The following is a 26,281-nucleotide window of genomic DNA, read 5'->3' as shown; positions in this document are numbered from 1 at the left end:
ATGCTGATTTGGGTCTTATTCTGTCTTGATTGGTCATTAGCCGTGGTGCTTCGTATTCGTTTCTTCTGCTGCTGTATTCGCGGGCTGGTCATTATTAACAGGTTAGTTTGCTGGAGCTCCATAGTGACTATCCAAGATCCAGTTGCCCGGGTGCTCCACTCCAGTGTACATGTCGGCATTCTTCCTTGCGGACTCCAGAGACGTTATTTTGCGAAAATAGCCTGTTCTGCTCCCCTTGCGGACTCAGAAGACGCTATTTGATCTTTCGGGCATGCCAGCAGGCCTCGAGCCATGAAATAGAGGCCTTTGAGTCCGCAACCACGATCAAAACGCTGATTTCCGCAAAATAGGGTCATCTGAGTCCGCAACAGTTCGTGCAACAGAGCTCAGACGGGTCAGTTTCCGCGTGTTCGGCAAGCCCGGCCCAATGGGCCCGGCTTCCCTTGTGCCACGAGTCTGTGCCGGCCCCGGCGACTGCTTCTTGGCCCTATTTCGCGCTGCAGGCCACCTATTTCGCTGCTCTGACTTCTCGCATGGCCAGCCTCGTATACCGTCTGCCCTTGCTTCAACCTGCCAGACGATGTAGCCGGCCTGCTTCACGCTGCCGCCCAGCTTGCAGCGCCGGTCTGACTTCTCGCATAGCCAGCCTCGTATACCGTCTGCCCTTGCTTCAACCTGCCAGCGATACCGCTGGCCCTACTTCACGCTGCCGCCCGCCTCGCGCGGCTGGCGCATGGTCAGGCTGACGCGGCCCTTCTTCAGGTCGACCCCCATCACCCAGACGGTGACATTGTCTCCCACGGAGACCACGTCCATCGGGTGCTTCACGAAGCTGCCGCTCAGCTGGGAGATATGGACCAGCCCGTCGTTCTTGATGCCGATATCGACGAACGCGCCGAAATCGATCACGTTGCGGACGGTTCCCTGCATCTCCATGCCGGGAACCAGGTCCTCGATCTTCAGCACATCCGTGCGGAAGATCGGCAGCGGCAGCTCCTCGCGCGGATCGCGGCCCGGGCGCTGCAGACTCTCCAGGATGTCGCGCAGCGTAGGCACGCCGACATCCAGCTTCACAGCCAGCTCGGCGGCATCCTGCACCTCCAGCTGCTGGGCTACTTCCTTGCTGCCGAGCTTCTCCACATCGAGGCCCAGCTCGCGGAACAGCCGGTCGACCACCGGATAGGATTCCGGGTGGATCGGCGTACGGTCCAGCGTGTTATCCCCTCCGGGGATACGCAGGAAGCCGATGCACTGCTCGTAGGATTTCGCGCCCAGGCGCGGCACCTTCTGCAGTGCCTTGCGCGTGGCGAACTTGCCGTTCTCCTCGCGGAACTTCACAATATTCTTGGCGATCGTCGCATTGACTCCCGCCACATAGGACAGCAGCGAGGCCGAAGCGGTATTCACGTCGACACCGACGTGGTTAACCGCCGACTCTACGACGCCCTTAAGGCTCTCTTCCAGATGCTTCTGTGACACATCATGCTGGTATTGCCCGACACCGATCGCCTTCGGGTCGATCTTCACCAGCTCCGCGAGCGGGTCCTGCACGCGGCGGGCGATGGAGGCGGCGCTGCGCTCCGCCACATCCAGATCCGGGAACTCCTCCTGCGCCAGCTTGGAGGCCGAATACACGCTGGCCCCTGCCTCGTTAACGATCAGGTAGGCCAGCTCAGGATTCCCGACCTCGGCAATGACCTCGGCCGTGAACTGCTCCGTCTCCCGCGAGCCGGTGCCGTTGCCGATTACGATGAGCTGGATGCCATATTTGGCAATCAGCTCTTTGAACTTGGCCGCCGCCTCTTTCTTCTTGTTGTTCGGCGGCGTCGGATATGTGACCGCTACCTCCAGCAGCTTGCCGGTATCGTCCACAACGGCCAGCTTGCAGCCGGTGCGGTAGGCCGGGTCTACGCCCAGCACATGGCGGCCCTTCACCGGCGGCTGCAGCAGCAGGCTGCGCAGATTTCCGGAGAAGATGGAAATCGCTTGCGCCTCGCCTTTTTCCGTCATCTCCCCGCGCACCTCGCGCTCGACGGAAGGTGCGATCAGCCGTTTGTAGGCATCCTCGGTCACAGCTTCGAGCAGCTCTTTGACCGGGGACGGACCCTTCACCAGCTTGCGGATAATGAAAGCGTGAATCTTGTCGGCAATAATCTCAATGCCGACCTTCAGCACATTCTCCCGCTCCCCGCGGTTGATAGCCAGAATACGGTGCGGCGGCATTTTGTGCACAGGCTCACGGTAGGAATAGTAATTCTCATATACGCTCTCCTGCTCCGCATCCTTCGCTTCAGAGACCAGAATCCCCTGGCTTGCCGTATACTGGCGCACCCAGGAACGGATGGCCGGATCATCGGCAATATTCTCGGCAATAATATCCATTGCCCCTTGGACAGCAAGCTCCGCACTGTCTACACCTTTATCCGCATCTATATATTTCGCCGCTTCTTCATAAGGATGGCCCTGGCGGCGCTGCTCCATGATCCAATCGGCAAGCGGCTCCAGCCCCTTCTCCTTGGCAACACTGGCCCGTGTCTTGCGCTTTTGCTTGAACGGACGGTACAAGTCCTCCACTTCCTGCAGCTTCACAGCCTTCATGATCTGCGCCTGCAGCTCCGGGGTCAGCTTGCCCTGCTCCTCAATGCTGCGGATGACATCCTTCTTCCGCTCGCCGAGGTTGCGCAGATATCCAAGCCGTTCTTCGATATCGCGCAGCGCGTTCTCATCCAGCTCTCCGGTCATTTCCTTGCGGTACCGGGCGATAAACGGAATTGTGTTGCCCTCATCCAGCAGCCCCACCGTAGTCCGTACCTGCTTCAGGCTAATGCCCAGTTCCTTCGCAATTGCTGCAGTAATCAGTTCCTGCTCCTGGCGGGCAGCCGCATCTTCCGCCGCTTTACCCGCCCCATTAGTATCAACGCTCAAGTATATCCCTCTTTCTATACGCAGTCTGAGTTCATAACTCTCTACTAAAATACTATCACAGTTTGCCGCAGGACCAAAGTTTGGCACGGTAAAGTACCCCCGCAACGCAAGCTACCAACCGGGTGATAACTCAGCAGATTTACGGGGACCCCAAAGCATATTCCGCCCGGAAGGCGAAATATACAGCTTACCAAAGTTAATTGGACCCTACCTTGCATACCTTTACCTTTCCCGTTTAAGGTTCCCTCAGGCACCCACCCGCTCTGCAACAATAGCTGGATAAACGTATCTTATTTTAGCTGTTTTGGAGCATTCGAGTGTTTTAGTTGGATAAACGTCATTTAATTCCATGCACTTCCTCAACTTTGGCTAATATGCCTTATATTAAGTGCTGTTTTTCCAACTGCTGTTTCAGAGGGGCTTCTCCACTTATGAGCAAGTGGAACAAATCCAACTCCCTGCCCCCCTGCAGCATCCCCTGGCTAATGAGGAGGTTTCCGGTGTCTTTACCCGCCCCAGCGGAGTTATACAAAAAACGGCTACACCGTCCCTCGCGGGACAGTATAGCCGATTCATAACCTCTAACGCTTGGACATGGTTGTATAGGTAACCAACCTTCCCCTCCATTTACCGCATCACCGCACTCCGCCGGCTCCGTTTCCGCCGCCCGTAACTCAGCGACATGAGGAAGCAGAGCACCATGACGAGCGCAGCCGCCGCATATGGGAAATTCACATCCATATCGAACAGGATTCCGGCAACAATCGGGCCGGCAATATTGCCCAGACTGGTGTAGGCAGAGTTCATCCCCATGACAAACCCCTGCTGCGATTCATCCGCCATCTTGGAGAGCTGCGTACCGACGGCGGGGCGGAGAATATCCATCGCCAAGAATACGATGAAGGTCACTGCAACAATAGCTGCGAACCCGTGAACGAACAGCGTGAGGAAGATAGACAGTCCGGCAATGAGCAGACAGATGGAGATCACTCTATTTTCGCCGAAACGGTTCAAAATCCAGCTAAACACCGTAACCTGAACCACCGCACCCGCGATGGAACCGAACGTCAGGACGAACGCAATATCCTTGGGGGTGAACCCGAACTTATGATCCACAAACAGCCCGAACACTGTATCATAATTAGCCAGCCCGAAGGAGAGCACGAATATGATCACCAGACCGAAGAAATAAGGCTCGCGGTAAGAGCGCAGCATCTGCATTCCCAGATTCTCCTTGTTACCCTCATCAGACTTCGCTACATCACGCTTCTCCGCAGACAGTGATTCCGGCAGAACGGCAAAAGTAATGAGTGCGACAACGGCAGCCGCTCCGGCAGCGACGAAAAAGGGTACCCGGATGCCGAGCTCAGCCAAATATCCGCCAATTCCCGGCCCGATGATGAATCCCGTAGTAATGGCCGCATTGATCAAGCCCATACCTTTGGCGCGTTCTTCAGAAGAGGTCGTATCGGCAACATAAGCCATAACCGCCGGCATAATCATCGCCGCACCCGCACCGCCGAGCATTCTGGATACGAAGAGCAGCCAAGGCACATTAGCCAGACCAAAGAGCAGCTCCGACAAGGCAAAGACAATTAGTCCGGCGATAATGATTTTTTTGCGGCCCATCCGGTCCGACCAGTTCCCGGCAAACGGTGATACCAGCAGCTGCGTCAGGGCAAAAGCGGCCACCAGCAGTCCGACAACACTCCCGCCAATGCCCAGCTCATTCATGTAGGTCGGCATAATAGGGACAACTAGACCAATTCCCGTGAACGCCAAAAATATATTCAACATCAGGAGCAGCATCGCGCCCCGGTTTCTTAGTAATAATGACATTGTAAATCCCTCCGTAATTCCCGGGCAAATCTTCAGGCTCCAGGTGTGCTTCATTTCATGTAATAACAGTCTCTCCCATTAACGGGCGAAGAACTCATAACGGCGCGGGTACAGCTGCTTGCATAACGCCGTGGACAAGACCGACCATCCGGTCTATTTAAAATATAATAATTTATACACTTCGCAACGCAAAAAATTATCCCTAGCTTTCACGCAGAAACAGCCTGAAAGCGATATGCAATATCGATGCCTCGGAAGCATAAGCTCCTATGAATGAAGCTTAGCCGTTTCTGCTTGTGGATTAAAAATCCCGTTTACCGTTCAGCTCTCCCGGGTACGCAGTCCTTGAAGCAGCAGCTGAATGGCCCCGCGGTAATATTCCCTGATATCCTCAGGCCCCTTGGCGAGTGCTGTAATCTCGCTGACCCTGCCGATCCCTTCCAGCATCCCGCTGACGATGGTCACATAGTTGTCCAGGTTGCCTGGAATCAGATATCCGGAATCCATACCCTCCTGAAGCAGGTCACGGCAGGCCTGTGAAGCAGATTCGTAGATCTGCGAGAGCCGCTGGCGCATATCATCGGTAAGCGTACGGGATCTGGCGTATTCCTCAAGTGCATGAATCAGCGGATTCTGGAAGTCATTCGCGTAATGATCTCCCAGCGCGAACAGCCTGGCTTCCGTCCCGGTGATCTTGCTCCGCAGCTCCTCCCACTCACAGAGCCACTTCTGGGTATCATCCTCCACCACATACAGGAACAGTTCATCCTTGCTGGGAAAATGGTGATACAGGCTGCCCTTGCTGACCTTGGCAGTTATGCAGACTTCATTCATACTTACCGCACCATAACCCTTATGCGCGAACAAATGTGAAGCATTCTGCAGAATACGGTTCTTGGTTTCTTCTCCATCCGAGCGTCCTTTGATATGTATCCCCCCTATAGACCGACTGACCGGTCTAATTGTAACATAAGGTCAAGCCCTTGCACAACACCCGGTGGAACTGCCAAATAACCCACACAGCGGGGCATTATCTTCAAGCATTACTCCGCTACTTTCCGTTGACCCCGAACGTATTCATTCTTATCCTTGTAAAAAAGGCATACCGGATACAATCTCCGGCATGCCTTTTAGTACAATTATTGATGTCATAGCCCTATAAGGTTCAGAAGTCAATCAGACCCAGGCTGATTTGCAGCGAATCATCCACCAGCTTCATGGTCTCATCGTCCAGGTGGGTGATCTTATCGGTTAAGCGTTGTTTGTCAATGGTCCGAACCTGCTCCAGCAATATAACGGAATCCCGGTCAAAGCCATGGGCAGCCGCATCAATCTCCACATGCGTCGGCAGTTTGGCCTTCTGGATCTGGGCAGTGATAGCTGCCACGATTACAGTCGGGCTGAAGCGATTGCCAATGTCGTTCTGAATGACCAGTACCGGCCTAACTCCGCCTTGCTCTGAACCCACGACCGGTGAAAGGTCGGCAAAAAAAACGTCGCCGCGTTTAACAATCAATATTTACACCCCGCTTACTAAGCGGCCAAGAGTACTGTCTGCATCTTCCTCTGCGAGAAAGGCCTCGCTTGCCATGGTCAAATTAATCTTAGCCATTTCCATGTATCCCCGCTGCATCGACTCCCGGATGGTACGTTTCCTCCGTTCGGTCAAGTACAGCTTCATGGCCTGCCTGATCAATTCACTACGGTTAGAGTTCTCCAATTGAACGATCCCATCCACTTCCTGCAAGAGATGATCGGGCAAGCTGATCATGATTCTTTTGGTGTTCTGCAAATTGGCCACCTTCTCTTCCACCCCCACAAACCTTCTGCCCTTGTGTTCCAGTGTTACAATATACAAGGAATTTTATACAAGGAATATATGCCGCCAGTATATCAAGTATGCTGCATCCCATTATAAACTAGAAATGGCGGTTCGTATAGACTATAAGTCACACGCTCTATACGGGTTAGTCCTTATTTTCAATTCCTGCACAAGGTCCCCTGATCCGGGCTTCAAGTCTGCAGCAAGGGATTCACGAGGTTGGGTAACATGCCTTCGCGTACATATACGCGGGGCACCCGGTGAGCCAGCATACAGATGACTTCGTAGTGAATCGTCCCAAGATGGAGCGCCAGTTCGTCTGCCGTGATCGACACGGCTCCCTGGCGGCCGATGAGTACAACCTCTTCGCCAGCTTTGATTTGTTCCGCTTCTTCAGCGAAAGATTTGAGTGATACCATACACTGGTCCATGCAGATTGTTCCGACGACAGGAACGCGGCGTCCGCGTATTAGCACCTCCGCTTTGCCCGTTAGCATGCGGGAATATCCGTCAGCGTATCCCACGGGAAGCGTAGCGATAACCTCATCGCTGTCCGTGAAATACCGGGTGCCGTAGCTGATGCCTGAGTCAGGCGGCAGGGTCTTGATATAGACAGCCTGCGTCTTCAGCGTCATTACCGGGTGTAAAGCCACCAGCTCGCGGTTCACCTCACTTGAAGGATAGAATCCGTACAAGCTTATGCCTACACGCACCATGTTGCTGGATAAGAGAGGTGTATCAATGGCCGTAGCGCTATTGCCCGTATGTATGATCGGGATCTTAATATCCATGTCCCGAAGCGTTTCCGCCACGCTCATGAAACGTCGGTGCTGCATCAGTGTATAGCTTTTGTTCTGTTCGTCTGCCTTAGCAAAATGAGTAAACATGCCCTCCAGCTCCGCCTGCGCTACTGAATGCACTTCAGCAATGAAAGCAGGTGCATCGGCCGGTAATAATCCCAGCCTGCCCATCCCGCTGTCAATCTTGATGTGCACCTTCAGCCGGTGCTCCTTCTCTACAGGAAGCGCTCTAACAGCTTCCAGTACTTCCGGTGTGAACAGTGTTACGGTAACGTTATTCTTCCAGGCAACGGCTATTCCTTCAGGGGAGGTGTAGCCCAGCACCAGAATAGGAATTAGTATTCCCGCCTGACGCAGCTCCAATGCCTCATCCAAAAAGGCGACACTAACATAATCCGCTCCAAGTCGTTCCAGCTCCCGGGTCACTTCCACGGCACCGTGTCCGTACGCATTTCCTTTGACGCATCCCATGAATTTGGTCTCCGGCAGCAGTGCCGCCCGGAAAGCCTCATAATTGGCACGCAAATCATCCAGATTGATCTCGGCTACTGTCGGTCGATAGCTTGCTTGCACTTCAGGTTCACCTTCTTACATTGTAGTAAAACATCTACGCTGAAATCGCATAGAACTTGGGGTCTTACTGCAATGGTAATGCTTAGAGAAGGCCCCTGTCAATGTGAGCAGAACCAGCAAAAAAACGGATACTGCGTGTAGAGGAATATTTCCCACGTTGCGCAGTATCCGCCTACTGATATTTATTTACCCGATTGTTCCTCCATAGAAGCGGCAATTTGCATCATTTCCGTAACTGGCAGATTATCGCTCGTGATCCGGTACTCGACACCCTCATTCATCCAGGTCAATGTCTGCTGCTCGTCTCCGCTGAGAAGTGCCCAAGTGAACCCGAGATCGATTACACTGCCTGGAGCCAGCGATACCGCACGGTCCAGCGGACGGGCTTCCATAATGGTGTACTGGTAGATGCCGTCATAACGGATAAGCACCGCATGATCCTTGCTGCCTTCAATTTTGTTCGTATCCTTCAGCTTCACGCCTGCCGGAACATAATCCGGCTCGATGATTCCGAAGTCACCCATTTCTGCCGCAACCGGCTGGACGGCCTGTTCCCCGTCTTCCGCCACTACCGGATTACCGTTCTCATCCACCTCAGCTACAGTGCTCTCCGAAGGTGAGCCCGTGGCCATATTCTTTTGCATATCAAAAGAATCTGCGGCGAATTCCGGATCAAACTTGAAGCTGTCGAAGGTCACGTTAACGACAACCTTGGCTTCGGAATCCGATACCTGAACCTGCTTTGGTTCATAGGTTTTTTTGGCGAGCCAGATCTTCTGGCGGACCAGCGCGCTGCTCTGATAATTCGCTGCTACCTCAAACACATAATTGTCCCCGTCCTCTACGAACTGGCGGTTGTTGTCAGAGACAATTCCCTTGAGCAGCGTCTGGTACAGATATACCTGTCCCTGGCTGTCCGGCCAGTCGCTCTGGAACCGGAAGCTTTTGCCGAGGCTTGGTGTCAGAACGAATACGCCCTCATCATTGCGCAGCACAATCTGCTTCACATCCTTCTGGACATTGGACAGGCTGATCCGGTAGTAGGACGGATTCTTGTACCACACTTCCACTTTGTATTCCTGCGGCTGCTCCCCGGTGTACAAGGTCATCGTGCCTGAGCCTTGATAAGCTCCCTGCTTACTCTCCAGCTTGTCAGACACACTATTCAAATCCTTGACCACAGAGGCGGCATCCTTCTTCCCGCACCCCGTCAATACTAAGGCCACGCTCATAATGATCGCGAGTACCCATGTTATCCGGCGCATGACATCATCCCCTTAACCTGTTTTGAATGCATTGATTAGTACATGTCTATGAAGGACTTGGCCTCAATATGCAGACGGGCATGACAAGCAGGCGGAGAAGTATTCATCCGGCCCCGAATCCGCTCCGGCCTCCCGGGAATCTTACAATCTATGTATGGTTCCTCTTATTACTTCTTATATAATAGAAACGCTATTTCAAAAAGCACCGGACCGCGTTCCCCGCTACGCTCGGGGGTTGCAGTCTGGTGCTGTGATTCATCCTGTTCCTGGTACCTGTTCCCTTCTCTGCTCCTGCCTGCTTACCAGTTGATGGACTCTGCGATCTTCATTACCTCAGCCCGGTCAAGGCCGCGGGTGCTGAGGCCGTACAGTACTCCGTTTGCTTCCCAGTCCAGACCTCTGCCACTGACTAGAACCGCATCGGTTCCCTTGATCTTCACCTGCTCTACCGTACCCTCTGTCGACATTGCAAAGGCGTTGTCCTCATTGGCCAGGCGCAGCTGCATCCAGATCCGCTTCCCCTTCTCCTTGCTGGAGAAGAATAATTCAACAACCTGACCGTTCACGCCTTCCTCGCCCTTGAAGAATTCTCCATGGTCGAAGGCGAAGCCCTCAGGCAGATATTCCGGCAGCTTTACTTTGAAGAGGGCGTATTTGTCCAGCTCCGCAGGCTCCTTGACAGCAAATTTATGCGCTGCCTCCTCTTTCTCCCGCTGCTCCTGCTCGCTCAGTGTAATCAGTTGATCCCCGTCAAAATCCACTATGGCCTCACCGGCTGCATTGAAGATGGCTTCCGGCATGGGGCGGAAGGAATTGACCGGATTGCCTTCCTGATCAAATATTTTGCCCTTCCAGGCATCCGGGAACACCGGCGGAACGCTCGCATCCATCTGACTTACCTCAATGTGTCCCAGATTTACCGACATTAGCACCCTCTCCAGCATCTCCTCCGCGAAAGAAGGTCTGACGAAGGAAACACTTACTATCCCTGCCACCAGAAGGGAAGCCACGATCATGGCCGGACGTCTAAACCGTTGTTTAATATTCATCTTTAATTCCTCCTGTTCCTGTAATGAGCGGCTTCTCACTTGGCGGAGAATGGCTGCCTTATCGGAGTCCCGGGAAAAGTCCTGCTGTGCCAGAAATTGTTCCAGCTCCAGCAGCTCAAGCGAATCCGCTGTCTCCTGCTTGTTCTTCATAGCCCTTCCACACTCCCTATTTCAGATTTCAGTTTCCGCATACTGCGATAGAGAATGACCCCAACGTTGCTCTCCGTCATTCCTGTGACCAGCGCAATTTCCGTATTCTTCAGATCTGCCCCGAATTTCAGCGCGATGATATTCCGCTCCTTCTCACTGAGCGTATCCAGCGCCAGCTTGAGCCTGTCACTTCGCTCGCCTTCGAGAATCAGGTCTTCAGGCTCCTTTTTGCCGGATACCAGCTCCCGGATTGCATCCAATGAGAAGAACCGGTGCCTGGCGCGGCTTCTGTAATAGTCATTCACTACATTCCTGGCAATGGCGAACAGCCATACCTCCAGCGGAGCTTTCTCCGGAGAGTAGCCGGGCAGCTTGGACAATGTCTTCTCGAACACCTGGCTGGCCAGGTCTTCAGCGGTATAACGGCAGTTCACCCGGTAGGCAATATAATTGAATATCCGTTTATAGTAGGTTTCAAAAACCGCTGTGAACTCCAGCTCGGTTTCCGTCTTTTCTTGAACTCTTCCGTGAATCAAAGGCAGCAATGCGCGCTCTTGCATCCTTAGATGCCCTCCCTTCCAGGCTGAATTTACTTGGCCAAGTAATTTACATGAGCTAGTACGCTCTTCATCCCGATTCCATTACATCACGCGGCAAAATAAAAAAGACAGAGGATCGAAGCTCCCCTGCCTACTTTAGTTATATTCGAAATATCCGGCTATGCGGATTATTGCTGAACACCATGCTCCCGGTCTTAAACCAGATTCTTCTTCTCGGTCAAAAAGTACACCAGAGCCAGCACCGGCAGGGCCAGCCCGATCAGTGTAGCCAGACTCCAGCCGCCGTAAGCATAAGCCCAGCCGCCCAGCGAGGAGCCTACTGCTCCGCCTACGAAGAATATCGCCATGAACAATCCGTTCAGCCGTCCTCTTGTTTCATTGCCGAGCGAATAAATCGCCCGCTGCCCCAGCACCAGGTTGCCGGATACACTCATGTCCAGCAGAATGGCCGTTAGAACCAGCAGGCCGAGTGTTAGATTCGAATCATCCCGGAGCAGATAAGCCAAGATAAAGGATACGGCGGCAAGTGAGATGGCCAGACCTGTAAGCAGTCTAGTCCAGCCCCGGTCTGCCAGTCTGCCCGCAATAGGGGCTGCCACTGCTCCGCCCACACCGGCCAGTGCAAACAGGGCAATTCCTTGCTGGGACAGGTGATAGTAGCTGGACAAGTACATAGGAACTGTCGTCCAGAACAGACTGAAGGCACCGAATAAGCTGGCCTGATAAATCGCCCGGCGCCGTAGAACCGGCGTTTGCATCCACAGTGTACCCAGAGAGCGGATTAATTGGCCGTAATTCAACGTAGGTTCTGGCTTGCGTGCCGGAAGTATGCGGGACAGAAGCAGGGTCAGGAGCGCAATCACAACTGCTGAGACCACAAATATAGACTTCCAGCCCCATAGTCCGGCCATGAAGCTTGCTACCGGCCGGGCAAACATAATACCCAGCAGCAGTCCGCTCATCACATTGCCTACCACACGGCCGCGTTCTTCCTCTGCTGCCAGATAGGAAGCATACGGCACCAATATCTGCGCAGCTACCGAGCCCAGCCCGATGAACATGGAGGCTGCAAGAAACAGCGGTGCATTCGGTGCAAGTGCCGCAGCTGCCAGTGCAGCTACAACCAGAATTAGTGACGTTACAGCTAGCCGCCGGTTCTCGATAATATCACTGAGCGGTACAATGAACAGCAGCCCGACAACATAACCGATTTGTGTCAGCGTCACAATCAGCCCCGTGGCTCCGGGAGACAGATGAATGGCTTGCCCGATCGGTCCGACCAGCGTCTGTGCATAATAGAGATTCGCCACAATCAGTCCGCAGGATACTGCGAGCAGAAATGTGATCCAACCGGGAACGGCTTTGTGATTCATAGCGGATACTGCTTGTTGTTTCATTAGTAACTCCACCTTTCAATTTGTAATACTGAACGTACAGTTTAGTAATTCCTATGACCAAATAATATACTAAACGTTCAGTATTGTAAATAGGCACTTTTATGTTATACTCCAGTTACAGATCGATCTTAAGTTTGGATGTAGCAGGTTATCTATGTAGTAATCTATTAGGAGGAACGAGCCATGGATAAGAAGAGAGGCCGGCCGCGCAATACGGAGGCGAAGAATGCCATTCTGAACGCTTCATATGATTTATTGCTGGAGATGGGATTCGGTGCAGTGACGGTGGAGAAAATCGCGGAACAGGCTCAGGTCAGCAAAGCGACCATCTATAAATGGTGGCCGAATAAAGCTGCGGTAGTGATGGACGGATATCTTTTTGCCGCAACCGCCAGGCTGCCTATACCGGACAGCGGCTCTGTGAAGGAGGACTTGCTGATTCATGCGGGAAATCTGGCCATGTTCCTGTCCAGCCGGGAAGGCAAAGTCATTACTGAACTGATCGGTGAAGGGCAATTTGACGCAGGACTGGCTGAGGCTTACCGCAGCAGATATTTCGGTCCGCGCCGCCAGGAGGCCTGGCAATTGCTTGAACGGGGAGTAGCCAGAGGAGAATTGAAGCAAGAGCTCGACATCGGGAGCAGCATCGACTTGATTTATGGGCCTATTTTTTACCGGTTATTGCTGACGGGAGATGCACTGAACGAGGAATCTGTCCGGAACTTAGTCTTGCTGGCGCTTGAGGGAATTCAGGCCTGACTGCAGTTTAACGCTTAGGATCGCGGTTTTTATCGATGGCATCCGCTTTATGATATTCATTAATGAGGTCGTCCAATTTTTGGGACTGTCTGATTACACTGGGATGCAGGCGGCCGTGCTGCTCTTCCATCTGGTTCAGCCGGGTCCGCTCTGCTTCGATATGCTTTTGTATAGCTTCCAAATGATCCATTATCTTCCCTCCTGCAAATATTTTATAAGGATATGGCGAATTGCAGGGTACTCCGTACAATGCAGTATGGCAAGTGGAAACGGCTTTGCCGTCCTTTTGTAAGGACGGTACCGTTTCAGCGAGAAATAGAAGGATAAGTTATCATGTGAAACATATAAATTCTTATATTTATAAAAAAACCACCGGATATACGGGAATCTTCCCCATCCGGTGGTTTTTGATTTTGTGCATGGTTATTGGAAGGATTCAGGGATTTCGTTCGATTTATTTCGCGGTCTCTGTAGTCCGTGATTTCAAAGAAACCATTACAGTCATAAGTACAACCATTCCCGCTCCCAGTGCCTGGTACAGATTGAAGGGGACGGACAGCCAGATTACGGAGGAGACAATAGCTGAGACCGGTTCCGTACAGGACAGCAGGCTGGCTTCATGCGGAGCAATGTGGCGGAGACTGCCGATATATAGATAGAAGGCGGCTAATGTTCCTAGCAGAATAACGAATAGTATAGCCAGAATGATAGACAGCGACCAATCAGCAGACGGTACGGACCAGACCGGATGAATCAGACTCATCCCCGCTCCCCCCACAATCATCCCCCAGCCCATCAGCAGTGAAGTGCTGTACAGCTTAAGCAGCGGACCGGAATAGAGTGTATAGAACGTCAAGGACACTGCGGATAGAATCCCCCAGATCAAGCCTCTCAGAGGAACGGTCAGCTCCGAGGAATCGCCGCCGGTCAGCAGTAAATACGTTCCTCCCAGCGCGAGCAGCGCACCGGTGATATCCAGCGGAGCCAGCTTGGTTTTTCTCCGGATAACAGTGTACAGGAGAATAAACAACGGGGCTAAATACTGCAGCAGTGTGGCGATTGCAGCATTGCCTGACTCAATGGAAGCGAAATACGTGTACTGTACCCCAAGCATGCCCAGCAGCCCGAACAGCAGCATTTGAAGAACGAATCTCCGGTCCAGCCACAGCTTCCATACCTGCGAGCCCTCCTTGCGGAGTGTAAACATCAGGAACAGCGCTCCCGATACCAGCAGTCTCAGGGTCACCAGCCAGGCCGCAGGCAGCATGGCCTGCTGGAACAAATGCTGGGCTACCGTCCCCGATACTCCCCATAATAACGCTCCGCCGGAGGCCATAATAATTCCTCGGGTCCGTAACATTGTCTCCATCCCTCCTGCGTATATGTATAGATATTTAGTGTTAATTATACGGAATTACCGGCTGTCTCTTCTGGTAGATAGATCATATCTGGCGGAGCATATCCCCCTTATTCTTCACAGCAAACAGAGCCTTTCGTTCTCGAAAGACCCTGCTTCTCCGGCATGCACTTGTATTACAGCTTAATCTTGGTAAGCAGGCTCATCAGCTGCTGCTTCTCTTCAGGAGCGAACTCCTCATAGACCGCTTCCAGCAGCGATTCGGATACCGCCTCGAACACCGGCTGCAGCTCCCGTCCTTTTGGAGTAAGAGATAATCTGAATATCCGTCCGTCCTGCTGGTCCTGCTCCCGTCTCACGTAATCCAGCCGCAGCAATTTGTCCACTAATGCCGTAATCGTAGACTTATCCTTATCAATCCCACGGGACAACTCGTTCATTGTAAGAGCTTCCCGGGCAAACAGCTGATACAGAATATCTCCGTGCGATGGAGCGATGCCGTGAATATCATGCTTTTTCAATTCCTGTTCAATGAACTTATTTCCGCGTCGGTGAATACGGCCAATGACCGCCAATACATTTTTTTCATTCATATCTTATATGGTAGATTTATATAAATTAGGTGTCAAGCGGCTTCGTCCAGCCCTCTAAAAGTATATATAATCCGGGTATTGAAAATTTTATGAAATATTAATCAAATTTTAGTTTGATATAAAATTTTATTTGGATTTTGTGATTTATATCACACTAATTGTGAAAAAAATCACTTAAAATTAAGGTATCGAAGATGATCATCCGATACACAGATAAAGATTTTCAGGATAGGTAGCTCACAGACAGTTAGCCAATAAAACTTAAGCCAATGCTTCCGAAGTGAGTTATGAACGACGTGACTTGCAGAAGGTATGCTAACTAAACTTTAGGAGTGGAGAGTATGTTCAACAACTGGTTTCGCACAAACAAAGCAGCTATGGTGCTGCTCACAATAGTACGTCTATATGTAGGTTATCAATGGATTGAAGCAGGCTGGCACAAACTTACCGGCGGTTTCGATGCTTCTGGCTTCCTGAAAGGGGCCATTGCCAAAAGTGTCGGTGAAGATGCCACTGTACAAGCCTGGTGGGGCAGCTTCCTGCAGCATGCGGCGCTTCCCGGTGTCAATTTCTTCAATCTGCTGGTTCCTGCAGGTGAATTTCTGGTCGGACTTGGCCTGATTCTGGGCACCTTCACTACCTTCGCCGCTCTGATGGGAATCGTTATGAACTCTGCCTACCTGCTCTCAGGCACGGTCAGCACCAACGTCCAGCTGCTGCTTATGGGAATGATCATTGTGGTCTCGGCGGCCAATGCCGGCAGAATCGGTCTTGATTATTGGGTCCTCCCTTACCTGCGCAGCTTGTTCCACAAGAAGGATCATACTCCCGCAGCCCGGCCTCTGGCTCCCGTTCAGGCTATGAAACGTTCCGTATAACTAAATTAATAGACTGTATCTTAAAGGACCCGCAAGAAAAGGACAGCATCCGCTTCCTTCTCCTGCGGGTCTTTGTCATACGCTTAGCGCGCAGAGCAGGTAACCGTAACAGGCTTGTCTTATCTTTGTTAACAGAACGTGACCCGCTAGCGGAGTTTTTCATTTATAATAAAATGGATTGGAATTTCCAGACTCCGGAGGTTATCTTATGAAAAAATTAATTGCCGCTTCCGCTATCGCCCTGCTCCTAGCAGGCCATGCGGCGGCTTCATCCATAAATATTGCCCATTCTGCTGCAGCTCCTATATCCCTTAAGGTAGACGGACAAGCCGTTCTTCCCCAAGTTCCGCCATTTCATTCCAATGGGATATTATATGTACCGGCTCTTGCCCTGATGGAGTTTTACCCTGTCCAGCTGCAATGGAATAATGTCCTCAAGCAGCTTACTCTCACGACTGGCTGGGATAATAAAGTCCTTACCCCCGGCAGCTCCTCTATCCAGGTCCGCTATACACAAACAGATGGAAGTTATAAAGATAGCCTGGAGGCCCCTGTTATTCTTAAGGCCGGACATGTATATATTCCGGCAGATAGTATGAATTCGCTTACGGGTGCTACCACAGAGCTGGAAGCGGGAGGAACCCGGGTTGCGATTACGCCGGGCAGTCTCAGCACAACGGTCAGGGTTCCCGCTGAACCCCTCGTTGTGGCCGGGGATAATGCCAAGGTCAAGCTGTATGCTTCGCTGAAGGACGGCAACACCTACAAAGGATTCATCCTGGAAGTGAACGGCAAGAAGCACAGCTTCGACTGGACCGTAGACAGAGATTTCTCGAATCCGCCCCAGCTCTTCTATGCTGATATAGATTCTGACGGGAAGCCTGAAGTAACGGTTGTGTTCACAGTGGGTACCGGAACTTCGCTGGTAGTGCAGGAAGTACATGTGGTCAAGCCTGAACAATGGAAGGAGCTCTCCGTGCCTGCAGCGGACCAAGCGGCTTCTGCTGTAGTATCCTCCAGCATTTCAATAGATCAGAACGATGTGCTGCTGAAGCTTGAGCTCCAAGGAGCAACCCCGTCCAAAGTAACAATGAGAATTCCGGACCGTGCAGAAGAAGCATTGAAATATTTCGGCAAGACTGCCGGTATTGGTGCGGTTACCTATTACTCGGTGAAGGACGGCAGGCTGTTAGCGGATACCAGCCTAATGGTAGGAATGACCGAGAGCATGGGGACGCTGAAGCTGGTATACAAGGCAGGCGCAGCGGGGATGGAGCTCGGATCCATCACCTTTGAACCGCATGATACCACTCAGCAATTTGTAGTGAAATAACCTGCGGAGGAAGGAGCAATTACGCATGATTGATGCCCATATTCATCTGGACCAATATGAAGAGACTTTGTTATCCTCTTTGCTGCAGAACCTGGCAGAGCAGGACATTGAGGCGCTGATTGCTGTCTCGATGAACCTCGCCTCCAGTCTGCGTACTCAGGGGATAGCAGCCCGTTATCCCGGGCTGGTGAGACCCGCCTACGGCTTCCATCCCGAGCAGCCGCTGCCGCCGGAAGAGGATCTGGCCGCGCTGCTGGACTGGATCACGCTCCATGCCCCGGATATGACCGCTATAGGTGAAATCGGGCTTCCCTACTATTCCCGGACCGAAGCTATAGAACGCGGGGAAGCATGGGATATGGAACCTTATATCCGGCTTCTGGACAGACTCCTTGGTCTGGCGGCACGATTAGCCAAACCAGTGGTGCTGCATGCCGTCTACGAAGATGCCTGGACCGTATGTGATTTGCTTGAACAGCATCACATTACCCGGGCCCATTTCCATTGGTTCAAGGGCCCGGGAGTTACTGTCGACCGTATGATCAGCCGGGGCTATTATATCTCGTTCACTCCCGATATTCTCTATGAACAGGAGATTCAGGATCTCGCACGCCGCTACCCGCCGGAGCTGGTCATGGCGGAGACCGATGGTCCGTGGCCTTTTGAAGGCCCATTCACCGGGCGTACCACCCATCCGTCGATGGTGCATGACGTTGCCGCCGCCTGGGGAGCGCTGCATGGTTATACCGGGAGCGAGGCGAAGGCTATTTTAACAGCGAATACGGTGCGGTTCTACGGACTGTAGCTTAGCCGTCACCGTACCCCAGTGAATGATGGACTCCGCCGTGCCGCGGCGACCGCCAGCAAATCCTGTACAAACTACAACATTTCCCGCATTAAATGGGCCGCAATCTCAAATTGTTGTAGAAAAGGCAGCATTTCTCCTCCTCCAGGCGGTTTGGCGGGACAATTAATGTATTTCATACAACAATCCTCCGGATTGCCCGGATATCTATGGATCGAAGTTGCAATTTGTACAACTTTTTTGCTTATGCAAGCGAACTTAAGATGCTCACTCTCCTCCCTCGCGCCAAAGAACGCACCCAGCCCATCCGCGGCTTGGTACGTTCTTCCGGCCATTCTCCATGCTCATCCCTTAACTATAAGACGCTCCACCCCGGTCAGCTGGCCTGCCGAGAAGGCCATGACATAAATATCTGGCTTGGTGGTCTTCAGCAGGAAGTCCAGATCATATTCCGGGGCAAAATAGCCCATCATTAGCGCCATTACGAGCCCGTGGGTACCGATGGCAACTCTTTCTCCTTCATGTGCCTGCAGGATTTCCTGCAACGCTTCTACCGCCCTTGCCTGGCATTCGCGGTTCGATTCCCCGCCCGGCAGGGCATAGTCCGGATCGGCATACATCGCCTGAAGTGAAGCAAGCAGATCCTCGTCCGGCAGTTGCCGGTTGCCCTCCATCCAGACCTTCTCTCTTAGATCCTCCTTGAGGGTAATTTCCTGCCCAAGTACCTTTGCCAAATCGGCAATCGTATGTATGGCCCGGAGATACGGGCTGCTGTACAGCGCGTTAATGCCTTCATTACGCAGGCATGCTGTTACTCTGCGGGCATCCTCTTCCCCTGCAGGAGATAGGCCGCGCGTCCATTCGTCCACCCCGGTCCGGAGTGAATCCCCGTGTCTCACCATGTAAATATAAGTCGTCATTGGTTCCTCCTGAATATGTAATGTGGCAGTGCAGAAAAAGCCCCGAAGGGCTTGATCTTAAACTTACTGTCTGCCTTTAAGCTACCCCTGTTCTATTGCAGCTGCTGGCTGTACACCTTCCAGCTTGAGCTTGGCCACAGGCCAGAGCAGCCGTCCGAAGAGCAGACCCGCCACACCCAGAAGGAGCTGCAGCAGACCGGTGTTGACAAAAATACGGGCAGGACCTGCATACTGGACAAGCATGCCGCCTAATAAAGGTGCAACAATAAGTACCGTGCTCAGTACGGTGTTCTGGATGCCGAAGATACGGCCGGTCATATGCGGCGGGGTTTCTTTTTGCAGACAATAATTGAACGTAACCATGAATACCCCGTTTCCGATCCCCAGTACAAATCCGATCAGCAGAACCCATACTATCGAAGCGCCGGGCTGAAGCAATCCAAGTGCAGCAATGGAACCGCCGATCAGTACATATCCCGAGCCGAGCCTCCAGCTATATCCCGTTTCGGGATTCAGCTTGTTCAGCAGAAGGATGATCAGCACAGCTCCTACTCCGGTAGCGGCCACCATCCAGCCGAGCAGGGATTCCCGCTCCGGTGCAAATACCCGGAACAGGCTGGTGAACTGGAAGTCGACCACCTGAAGTACAAGTGCCCCGGCCAGCCCAAACAGCATAGTATTCAGCAAAATCCGGCTGCGCAGCATGAAGCTCCAGCCTTCCCGCCACATCGTATGCAGCGGAATCTTGTCTTCCGGCGCCTCTGGCTGTTTGCTGTCCTCTTCATCTGTACGGATGTTCTTAACGGACAGCAGCAGCAGATAAGAACAGCCGCGCAGCAAAGCATTGATCAGTATGCACCATTGCGGCGTAAGGAAGGCGAGCGCCAGACCTCCGAGCAGAGGGCCGGCAATTTTGGAGCCCTGGTTAACCAGCCCATTGAGCGACGAGGCTTGCAGCAGCTGATCCTCTCTGACCAGGCTGCGGGTCAAAGACTGCTGGGCAGGCATATTCAGCGTGGATAGCGCTGAACGCAGCGCCAGCAAAGGCAGTAGCCAGAACATGCTCGGGGCGAATAGCACCAGTACAGTCAGCAGCGCAGTCAGCAGATCGCAGACACGCATCAGCTTCAGCTTGTTCAGCCGGTCGGCGGCTACTCCGGCAATCGAGCCGAACAGAATGCTCGGCAGCGCCAGCGCTACCGGAATAAGCGCCAGCATCAGCGGCCCGGCCTGCCAGCGGTAGCCGACCAGCACCTGAATAGCCAGTGCATCGAACCAGTCGCCGAAGCTTGCCGTGGCGAATGCACTGTATACCCGCATGTACGTTTTGTTATGCAGCAGGCTGGTTCCCTGCTTGGTTGTAAGCTCCATCTGACATTCCTCCAGGTTACATGTAATATCATTGAATGTGCGAAACATTCATGATCCTACTGTAACGGAGAATTGTCAGAGAATTATCAGGGGGATTCGAGCAGCGGCAGCAGCAGATTTTCGAGAGGCAGTTCCAGCCTTAGCAGACCAAAAGCTTCAAGCTCTGCTGTAAACAGGCTCTCATACTTGCGCGCCAAGGAGCTCCCGGCCAGATACATCCGGCAGAAATGATAAATCCGGTACATCGAATAGAAGCGCAGCGGCACAAAGCCGGACATATCGAGCACCTGCAACCCCTCATGTATCAGTTTCTCTCCCTCTGCCCACTGTGCACGCCGAAGCGCCCACAGTCCCTTTACTACTTTGTAACCGCCGATCTCCCGCAGAAAAGGCTTGCCCCTCAGTGTCCGGCTGACGGTTTCATCCATACGATCCAGCTGCTCATCCCCGGTTCCCGCCACCAGATGAATGAACAGCTCCGTAATCTGCGTCGCCGGAACGAAGTTCTCATAATCCGGTTCGGATATTACCTGATAGGAACGTTTTAGGCGTTCCAGCGCTTTTTCCGGCTGGCCTGCCAATGTGTAGAGATCCAGCATGGTCAGAATCTCCAGTTCCATCTGTTCAGGGGGGTTCAGCAGTTTCCGCTCAATCAGACGTTCGGCGTATTCCACCTTCACCTTGGGGTCACCTATGAAGAAGTAGAACAGGTTGAGGTAAAAAAGCCGGTCCTTCAGCGGAACCTCATCCGTGTAGATCAGCCACTCCAAATCTCCCTGGACGAAATGAACGACCATGGAATAATGCGGGTCCAGCTCGTAGCCGAGAATATCCTGCTGGCGCGCGAGGGTCAGCATCGATTTGCCCTGACCGTAGATATGAAATTTCATGAATACCTCACTCATGGTATCCCGCAGCTCCGGATCATTCGTTGCAGGGGTCATTGCTACCCCTTCCGGTGAGCCCGGTACGGCCAGGCTATAACCGAACCCGCGGATGGTCTTGATATCAATCCCGCCCAGCCCGCGCAGCTTCTTGCGCAGCCGGTAGATATGATCATCGACGGTCCGTTCCACCGGATACTCCATCGGCCACACTTTATCGAGAAGCTGCTCGCGGCTGAAGGTCCGCCCCCTGTTGCGGTACAGAAACTGCAGAAGCGCAAACTCCTTGGGCAGCAGCTCTATGGTTAACCCGCCGGCAGATACTTTATATTCGCTTCCGTTCAACTCCAGATGCATAGCTGTGCCTCTCTTCTTTCTACAGATCAACCCATAAACTGATTATATCAGCAAGAAGTTCTGCGCACGATAGCAGCAGCTGCATTCATGAAGGGCAAATGCCCGGTACTTGTATCCAATGATCAAGAAGAGAAAAGTCCCTCTACAGTTGCCGCTGCGAAGGGACTCTTCTTAAACTTGCTCTACCTATGTGACAGCGGCTGCCGTAAATCCGGACACCTATAGAGGCTGATCTAGCCTGCCATATTGTTGAATGAATCCTGTTCGGAGAATACAGAGATATGATCCACGGTACCCGTTGAATCCGGAATAATGAACTTGAGCTGATACTGCTTGCCCGCCTGGTATATATAAATGTCATCACTGCCGTTCACGGAGGTAGCGTCCGGCTTGCCGAGGACTTCTTCAATCTGCTTCAGCGTCAGCTTCTGTAAGTCGGAGGCGCTTGAACGCACATCAAAGATTTGGCTGCCCTTGTTAAAGCCGATTACCACGTGCTTGCCGGCATACGTGGAATAAATGCCTTTGCCTGCCGATTCTTTGGTGTCCGGCTCTCCCCATGCTGCTTCCACATCGTCAATAAGTCCGCTGTGTGCAGCATATTCCACGCCGGGCACCTTGCCCTGCTTGGCTAGCTGCAGCAGCTCTTTCAGCTGCTTGCTCAGCTCCTGCGGCGTAGCGGCCGCGCCAGTGCCGCCTTGCGCAGCTGTTGCTGCAGCGCCGCCAGCTTCAGCCGGCTCCGTGCCCGCCGCCGGGGCGGGACTCCCTTCCGGCTGTGCAGACGCCGGAAGCTCCGAGGCTTGCGCAGCCGCCCCTCCGGTATCCGCCGCATCCGGCTTACCGGAATTACAAGCCGTTAGACTGAGCATTCCGCCGAGTAGAATTATGCCTGCTATCGTTTTGAATGATGTGATCATGATGCCATCTCCTTCGTAATAGGTACCATCTTTTAAAGTTTAAACTGTTATCCTATGACGCAGTGTCCCCGTTAAAGGTTGCACGATGCTCCTTCTCAGGCTGCTCCTTCTATAGAACATTTTTGGCATGGAGCAGCTGGGGAATGATGCTGCCGCGTGAAGTTGCAGCGCTGCTCTCACCGCAGAACGCCCCCAAAGCTGCATTACCGGATCTGTTGCATTTAGTACAATAGAACTCCCTAAAAATTACCCGGAATTCGATTCTATTGCACTTTCTGCAATTGAGAAGCATATTCGCTGCTCAAGCCCTTTAATTCAGGAATTATTTCCCTGCGGCACGCAACCTTCCTCCCGCAGCACGCATCTTACTAATAAAGGGAGGGGAGCTTCATCTGGATATTATAGAGAGAATCAAAGCCAGGGATGAGTCCGCTCTCCGCCAGCTGATGGAGCAATATGGGGATATGCTGTTCCGGACCGCCTGGCTGCTGCTGCGTGACCGGCAATCTGCCGAGGAAGCCGTACAGGATACCTTCATTCAGGCCTATGCCAAAATCGGGCAGCTGAAGGACCCTCAGCGTCTGAGACCCTGGCTGATCACCATTGTGGTTAACCGCTGCCGGATGAGGCAGCGGACATGGAGCTGGCGAAATATTTTTCCTGCGCCGGAGGGCGGGGCCTGGGTACAGAATGAAGCAGGCGCCTCCGCAGGCGCAGAAGAGCTGTTTATAGCAGAATGGCATAATCTGCAGCTAAGTGAAGCTGTAAGAAGTCTGGATTACATCTACCGCGAATGCCTGACGCTGTACTATTACCATGAGATGAGCATCCGTGAGATCAGCGGGCAGTTGAGATTACCTGACAATACCGTGAAATCCCGGTTATCCCGGGGACGGTTATTGCTAAAGCAGATTCTGGAGAAGGAGGGGCATGTTCTATGAGCAGTGAACAAGAACACATCAAACGCCGTCTGGATGAAGAGTTGAGCAGCCTCTCCTTCAGCGGACAGGAACGGGTTCTGCAGCAGACTCACCCTAACGTACCGCTGGCCCGCCTGCGGGCACTATGGAATATGGAGCTGGAAATTCCACTCAAGCCACTGGGTGCGCTATCTGCACTGTTAATCGCAGGTGCGCTGATCCTCTGCTACCCGCAGAGCGGGACCCCGGAACATGAGGCCCGTACACTGCCGGCACAGGGCCAGCGGGAACTGATTGAAGCCGGCGGCAATACGTACTGGAAAGACATTTATGAACAGGCGGTGAGACGCCATGAAAATTAGAATTAAGGTCAAACAGCTGGTGCTGTTCGTCCTGCTTCCGCTTACGTTGTTGATGCTATTACCGGGTGTTCTTCAGCAGGCAGCAGCGCCATCGGTTCAGCCTGAAACCTCCGCAGCTGCAAATACCGTGTCCAAGGCACGCGAGGAACTGCTGAACACTCTGAATGCCAGCAGCGGTAGCAAACGAAAGACCCTCATCCGTACCAGGATCATTGAGCCCGGCAATGCGAGGCCTCCATATCAGTACAATGTATATATCGGTTCTTCCTCAAGCCAGTGGAGCCAGAACAATAACGAAGAACCCCCTTCCCTACTGCTTCCCGGGGATAAGCTGCGGTTCCTGAAGGAGTATGTGCTAGAAGGCCCTATAGACCGCTATCTGCTTACTGCGGCTAAACAGCTGGCCTATGAATATGATGTGCTTGGCACCGGAAGTGACGGAGACAATATCCTTAAAGAGGCTATTGCAAGAATGAGCAGCAAATCCACTTTGGCCAGAGAGCTGCTCCTGCTTCAGGCACAGCGGGCACTGAGTGCAGGGAATTGGGCGGCTGCAAAAGTGCTGCTCGTGCAGGCTGACTCCCCGGGGCATTATGGCGAAGAAGAATCAGATGCCCGTTCAGCCTGGCTGAATGCATGGCTGCTCTTTGCAGAGGGAGACAGCAGCGGAGCGCTGAAGCTGATAAACAACGGTCTGGAGAATTACCAGGAGGTCCGTGACCGGAAGTATCAGGAGATGAACGATGGGAGTGGCGGGGACTCCCAAGACTCCAAAGACTTCCAAGGCTCCACGGGGGACTCTGCATCCGCACCGGAATCCTTTACAGCAGCTTCACAGTTTCTGGAGGAGCCACATTCTGAATCAGAGCGGCAACTGCTCCTGATGCAGAACGCTTTATTATCCGCTGCGGAAGCAGGAAACTCTGCTCCTGCCACCTTGTCAGGGACACTAACCTACAGCGACGGCACTCCGGTCTCCCGGGCAGGCATCTTCCTGCGGCCGGAGAGCGAAGTTAATCATAGTGTGTTATATGGCTCGGAGCCGTATGAAATCGTCACAGATGCACAGGGCCGTTTTTCCTTCTCAGGAGTCATTCCCGGCTATTATCAGATATTTCTGGGCCTGAGCTTTGAGCAGATCGACGGCTGGACCTGGCCTGTGCAGACTGATGACTGGATCGAGATCAAACCAAATGATCGTTTGACTAATAATATTATCCTTCAGCCTCTGCTGGAGCTGAAATCACCGGTAAATTCGCAGATCCTTACAGGAGATTCTGTAGAATTCGAGTGGGAAAGTGTCCGGAATGCCGCCTCATACACTCTCAGCGGCACAGTCTCAGCGGAAGGCAGCAGCTTCAGTTATGTAATCCGCCAGCATATCACGGGTAATAAGATTTCCATCCCAGTAACAGAGCTGTATAGCAGCGGCGGCTTCTCCACCAGCAGCAGCGGAGAAGGCTGGGAATCGGTTGAGCCTTCGTCTCTGCTCGGCTTCGCCGATCCAAGCGGCCGCTTCTCGTGGAGCATCGAAGCCTATGATGAATCCGGACGGGTGATTACCCGCAGCAATGGCTACCGGCTGAACGAGGACACCGTCGGCAATCTGCCTTTCTTCTATTTACATTCACGCAGTCTTACCGCTGCCGATCAGCTGGTTAAAGCGCAGAAGCTTGAGCAGTCACTGGAAGCGTACCGCCACGACTATGCCGGAGATCCGCAGGATGATCATGCCCTCAAGATGCTGGTTCATCTCATGACAGCCAAGGCTTCCTATACTAAAGACAAATCCTTAGAGGCCGCAACGATACCTCTGCTAGTGAAGCTTGTAGAGCTGCGTCCGACTGCAGACTATGTCTTCAACCTGGCGCATTACTACTATGAGCAGTCCGACTGGAAAAGCTACAATCATTATTATTCCTGGTTTCTTGAGCTGCGTGATCAGAATCCGCACAGCTATGATCAGGGAATTAACGCTACCGCGCTGATGTACCAGGGGAAATTGGACGAAGCCCGCAGGCAATTCGTCGCCTCACTGGAGGAGGATGGCAGCCACCGCTTCACCGGCAGCTATCTGGCTGCAGAGCTGGCGGCGGGACAGCCGCTCGATGCCGTACTAAAGCTTGCTCAGCGTTATCCCCAGCATAGTCCCGGCTCCAGCCCAGTTAACTGGGCGAAGCTGATAACCCTGATGAAGGCAGAGCGTACGGGACAGCCGGAGCTCTTTGACCGGGAGCTGGAACAGATGCTGAAGCTATACACAGCAAGGTCCGGGAAGCTCAGGGAATGGACCAGAGAAAGCGGGGATTACGCGCTCAAGACGTTCATGAAGGCTATTCTGGAGGTGGACTAATCCACATCCAGAACAGGGTAAAGGGGATAGAACAGGAGCGGCAGCGCCGCCTGGTCTATCCCCTTTACAATTGGCTTATTCTATTCTTTTGG

The 26,281-nt window shown here is 52.9% G+C and carries 24 protein-coding genes; 7 read left to right on the top strand and 17 right to left on the bottom strand.

Annotated features, from left to right (window positions below; genetic code table 11):
• Positions 1–696: 696 nt before the first annotated feature.
• The 10 genes from P40081_RS06500 to P40081_RS06455 form a co-directional block, all read right to left on the bottom strand.
• Complete coding sequence (locus tag P40081_RS06500; protein ID WP_179093432.1) at positions 697–2,859, bottom strand: Tex family protein; 2,163 nt, start codon at positions 2,857–2,859, stop codon at positions 697–699.
• 693 nt (positions 2,860–3,552) lie between these two features.
• Positions 3,553–4,764: an MFS transporter gene (locus P40081_RS06495; protein WP_042134223.1), complete on the bottom strand. Its 1,212-nt coding sequence runs from the start codon at positions 4,762–4,764 to the stop codon at positions 3,553–3,555.
• Positions 4,765–5,085: 321 nt separating this feature from the next.
• Complete coding sequence (locus P40081_RS06490; RefSeq protein ID WP_256703760.1) at positions 5,086–5,649, bottom strand: TetR/AcrR family transcriptional regulator; 564 nt, start codon at positions 5,647–5,649, stop codon at positions 5,086–5,088.
• Between the two features lie 280 nt (positions 5,650–5,929).
• On the bottom strand, positions 5,930–6,280 hold the full coding sequence (locus P40081_RS06485) for a type II toxin-antitoxin system PemK/MazF family toxin (RefSeq protein ID WP_019913013.1): 351 nt from the start codon (positions 6,278–6,280) through the stop codon (positions 5,930–5,932).
• A gap of 3 nt (positions 6,281–6,283) precedes the next feature.
• On the bottom strand, positions 6,284–6,565 hold the full coding sequence (locus tag P40081_RS06480; RefSeq protein WP_039307597.1) for a CopG family ribbon-helix-helix protein: 282 nt from the start codon (positions 6,563–6,565) through the stop codon (positions 6,284–6,286).
• A gap of 212 nt (positions 6,566–6,777) precedes the next feature.
• Positions 6,778–7,959: an alanine racemase gene (gene alr, locus P40081_RS06475; RefSeq protein ID WP_042134217.1), complete on the bottom strand. Its 1,182-nt coding sequence runs from the start codon at positions 7,957–7,959 to the stop codon at positions 6,778–6,780.
• 182 nt (positions 7,960–8,141) lie between these two features.
• Positions 8,142–9,224, bottom strand: coding sequence for a LolA family protein (locus P40081_RS06470; RefSeq protein ID WP_042134215.1), 1,083 nt, complete (start codon positions 9,222–9,224; stop codon positions 8,142–8,144).
• Between the two features lie 299 nt (positions 9,225–9,523).
• Positions 9,524–10,423 carry a DUF4367 domain-containing protein gene (locus P40081_RS06465; protein ID WP_042134213.1) on the bottom strand — a complete coding sequence of 300 codons (900 nt, stop codon included), beginning with the start codon at positions 10,421–10,423 and terminating at the stop codon, positions 9,524–9,526.
• Complete coding sequence (locus P40081_RS06460; RefSeq protein WP_042134211.1) at positions 10,420–10,983, bottom strand: sigma-70 family RNA polymerase sigma factor; 564 nt, start codon at positions 10,981–10,983, stop codon at positions 10,420–10,422. The genes P40081_RS06465 and P40081_RS06460 overlap by 4 nt, the downstream gene beginning before the upstream one ends.
• A 194-nt stretch (positions 10,984–11,177) precedes the next feature.
• On the bottom strand, positions 11,178–12,380 hold the full coding sequence (locus tag P40081_RS06455; protein ID WP_197074336.1) for an MFS transporter: 1,203 nt from the start codon (positions 12,378–12,380) through the stop codon (positions 11,178–11,180).
• Between the two features lie 183 nt (positions 12,381–12,563).
• On the opposite strand from P40081_RS06455, the gene P40081_RS06450 reads away from it, so the two are divergent.
• Positions 12,564–13,139, top strand: a complete 576-nt coding sequence (locus P40081_RS06450; protein ID WP_042134209.1) for a TetR/AcrR family transcriptional regulator — start codon at positions 12,564–12,566, stop codon at positions 13,137–13,139.
• Positions 13,140–13,146: 7 nt separating this feature from the next.
• On the opposite strand, the gene P40081_RS06445 is transcribed toward P40081_RS06450, so the two are convergent.
• The 3 genes from P40081_RS06445 to P40081_RS06435 all read right to left on the bottom strand — a co-directional run bounded on the left by P40081_RS06445 (position 13,147) and on the right by P40081_RS06435 (position 15,089).
• A complete protein-coding gene (locus P40081_RS06445; protein ID WP_042134207.1) occupies positions 13,147–13,329 on the bottom strand; it encodes an aspartyl-phosphate phosphatase Spo0E family protein in 183 nt (60 codons plus the stop codon).
• A gap of 264 nt (positions 13,330–13,593) precedes the next feature.
• Positions 13,594–14,499 (bottom strand): EamA family transporter, encoded by a 906-nt coding sequence (locus P40081_RS06440; protein ID WP_331281708.1) that lies wholly within the window; start codon positions 14,497–14,499, stop codon positions 13,594–13,596.
• A 173-nt stretch (positions 14,500–14,672) separates the two neighbouring features.
• Positions 14,673–15,089, bottom strand: a complete 417-nt coding sequence (locus tag P40081_RS06435; protein WP_042134204.1) for a MarR family winged helix-turn-helix transcriptional regulator — start codon at positions 15,087–15,089, stop codon at positions 14,673–14,675.
• Positions 15,090–15,430: 341 nt separating this feature from the next.
• On the opposite strand from P40081_RS06435, the gene P40081_RS06430 reads away from it, so the two are divergent.
• From P40081_RS06430 to P40081_RS06420, 3 genes are all read left to right on the top strand, one after another.
• Positions 15,431–15,967, top strand: a complete 537-nt coding sequence (locus P40081_RS06430) for a DoxX family protein (protein WP_042134203.1) — start codon at positions 15,431–15,433, stop codon at positions 15,965–15,967.
• A gap of 208 nt (positions 15,968–16,175) precedes the next feature.
• The gene (locus tag P40081_RS36210) at positions 16,176–17,300 is read left to right on the top strand and encodes a stalk domain-containing protein (protein WP_052421697.1); all 1,125 of its coding nucleotides are present in this window, start codon (positions 16,176–16,178) and stop codon (positions 17,298–17,300) included.
• 25 nt (positions 17,301–17,325) lie between these two features.
• Entirely contained in the window at positions 17,326–18,105 is a 780-nt protein-coding gene (locus P40081_RS06420) for a TatD family hydrolase (protein ID WP_042134201.1), read from the top strand.
• 344 nt (positions 18,106–18,449) lie between these two features.
• Here P40081_RS06420 and P40081_RS06410 read toward each other — a convergent pair whose 3' ends face one another.
• The 4 genes from P40081_RS06410 to P40081_RS38270 all read right to left on the bottom strand — a co-directional run bounded on the left by P40081_RS06410 (position 18,450) and on the right by P40081_RS38270 (position 22,554).
• Entirely contained in the window at positions 18,450–19,025 is a 576-nt protein-coding gene (locus P40081_RS06410; RefSeq protein ID WP_042134197.1) for a histidine phosphatase family protein, read from the bottom strand.
• 81 nt (positions 19,026–19,106) lie between these two features.
• A complete protein-coding gene (locus tag P40081_RS06405) occupies positions 19,107–20,396 on the bottom strand; it encodes an MFS transporter (protein WP_042134195.1) in 1,290 nt (429 codons plus the stop codon).
• Positions 20,397–20,482: 86 nt separating this feature from the next.
• On the bottom strand, positions 20,483–21,637 hold the full coding sequence (locus P40081_RS39725; RefSeq protein WP_042134194.1) for a winged helix-turn-helix domain-containing protein: 1,155 nt from the start codon (positions 21,635–21,637) through the stop codon (positions 20,483–20,485).
• Positions 21,638–21,870: 233 nt separating this feature from the next.
• On the bottom strand, positions 21,871–22,554 hold the full coding sequence (locus P40081_RS38270; protein ID WP_042134192.1) for a YjgB family protein: 684 nt from the start codon (positions 22,552–22,554) through the stop codon (positions 21,871–21,873).
• Between the two features lie 464 nt (positions 22,555–23,018).
• Between P40081_RS38270 and P40081_RS06390 the strand changes: the two genes are divergently transcribed.
• From P40081_RS06390 to P40081_RS06380, 3 genes are read left to right on the top strand one after another with little or no spacing between them, the layout of a single operon-like run.
• Positions 23,019–23,495, top strand: a complete 477-nt coding sequence (locus tag P40081_RS06390; protein ID WP_231575297.1) for an RNA polymerase sigma factor — start codon at positions 23,019–23,021, stop codon at positions 23,493–23,495.
• Positions 23,492–23,836: a hypothetical protein gene (locus tag P40081_RS06385; RefSeq protein ID WP_042134188.1), complete on the top strand. Its 345-nt coding sequence runs from the start codon at positions 23,492–23,494 to the stop codon at positions 23,834–23,836. Before P40081_RS06390 ends, P40081_RS06385 begins: the two co-directional genes overlap by 4 nt.
• A complete protein-coding gene (locus P40081_RS06380) occupies positions 23,826–26,189 on the top strand; it encodes a carboxypeptidase-like regulatory domain-containing protein (protein ID WP_042134186.1) in 2,364 nt (787 codons plus the stop codon). The genes P40081_RS06385 and P40081_RS06380 overlap by 11 nt, the downstream gene beginning before the upstream one ends.
• Positions 26,190–26,281 lie beyond the last annotated feature (92 nt).

It is taken from the genome of Paenibacillus sp. FSL P4-0081, from assembly GCF_000758565.1.
Lineage (GTDB): Bacteria > Bacillota > Bacilli > Paenibacillales > Paenibacillaceae > Paenibacillus_AQ > Paenibacillus_AQ phytohabitans.
This window is presented reverse-complemented; position numbering and strand designations above follow the sequence as displayed.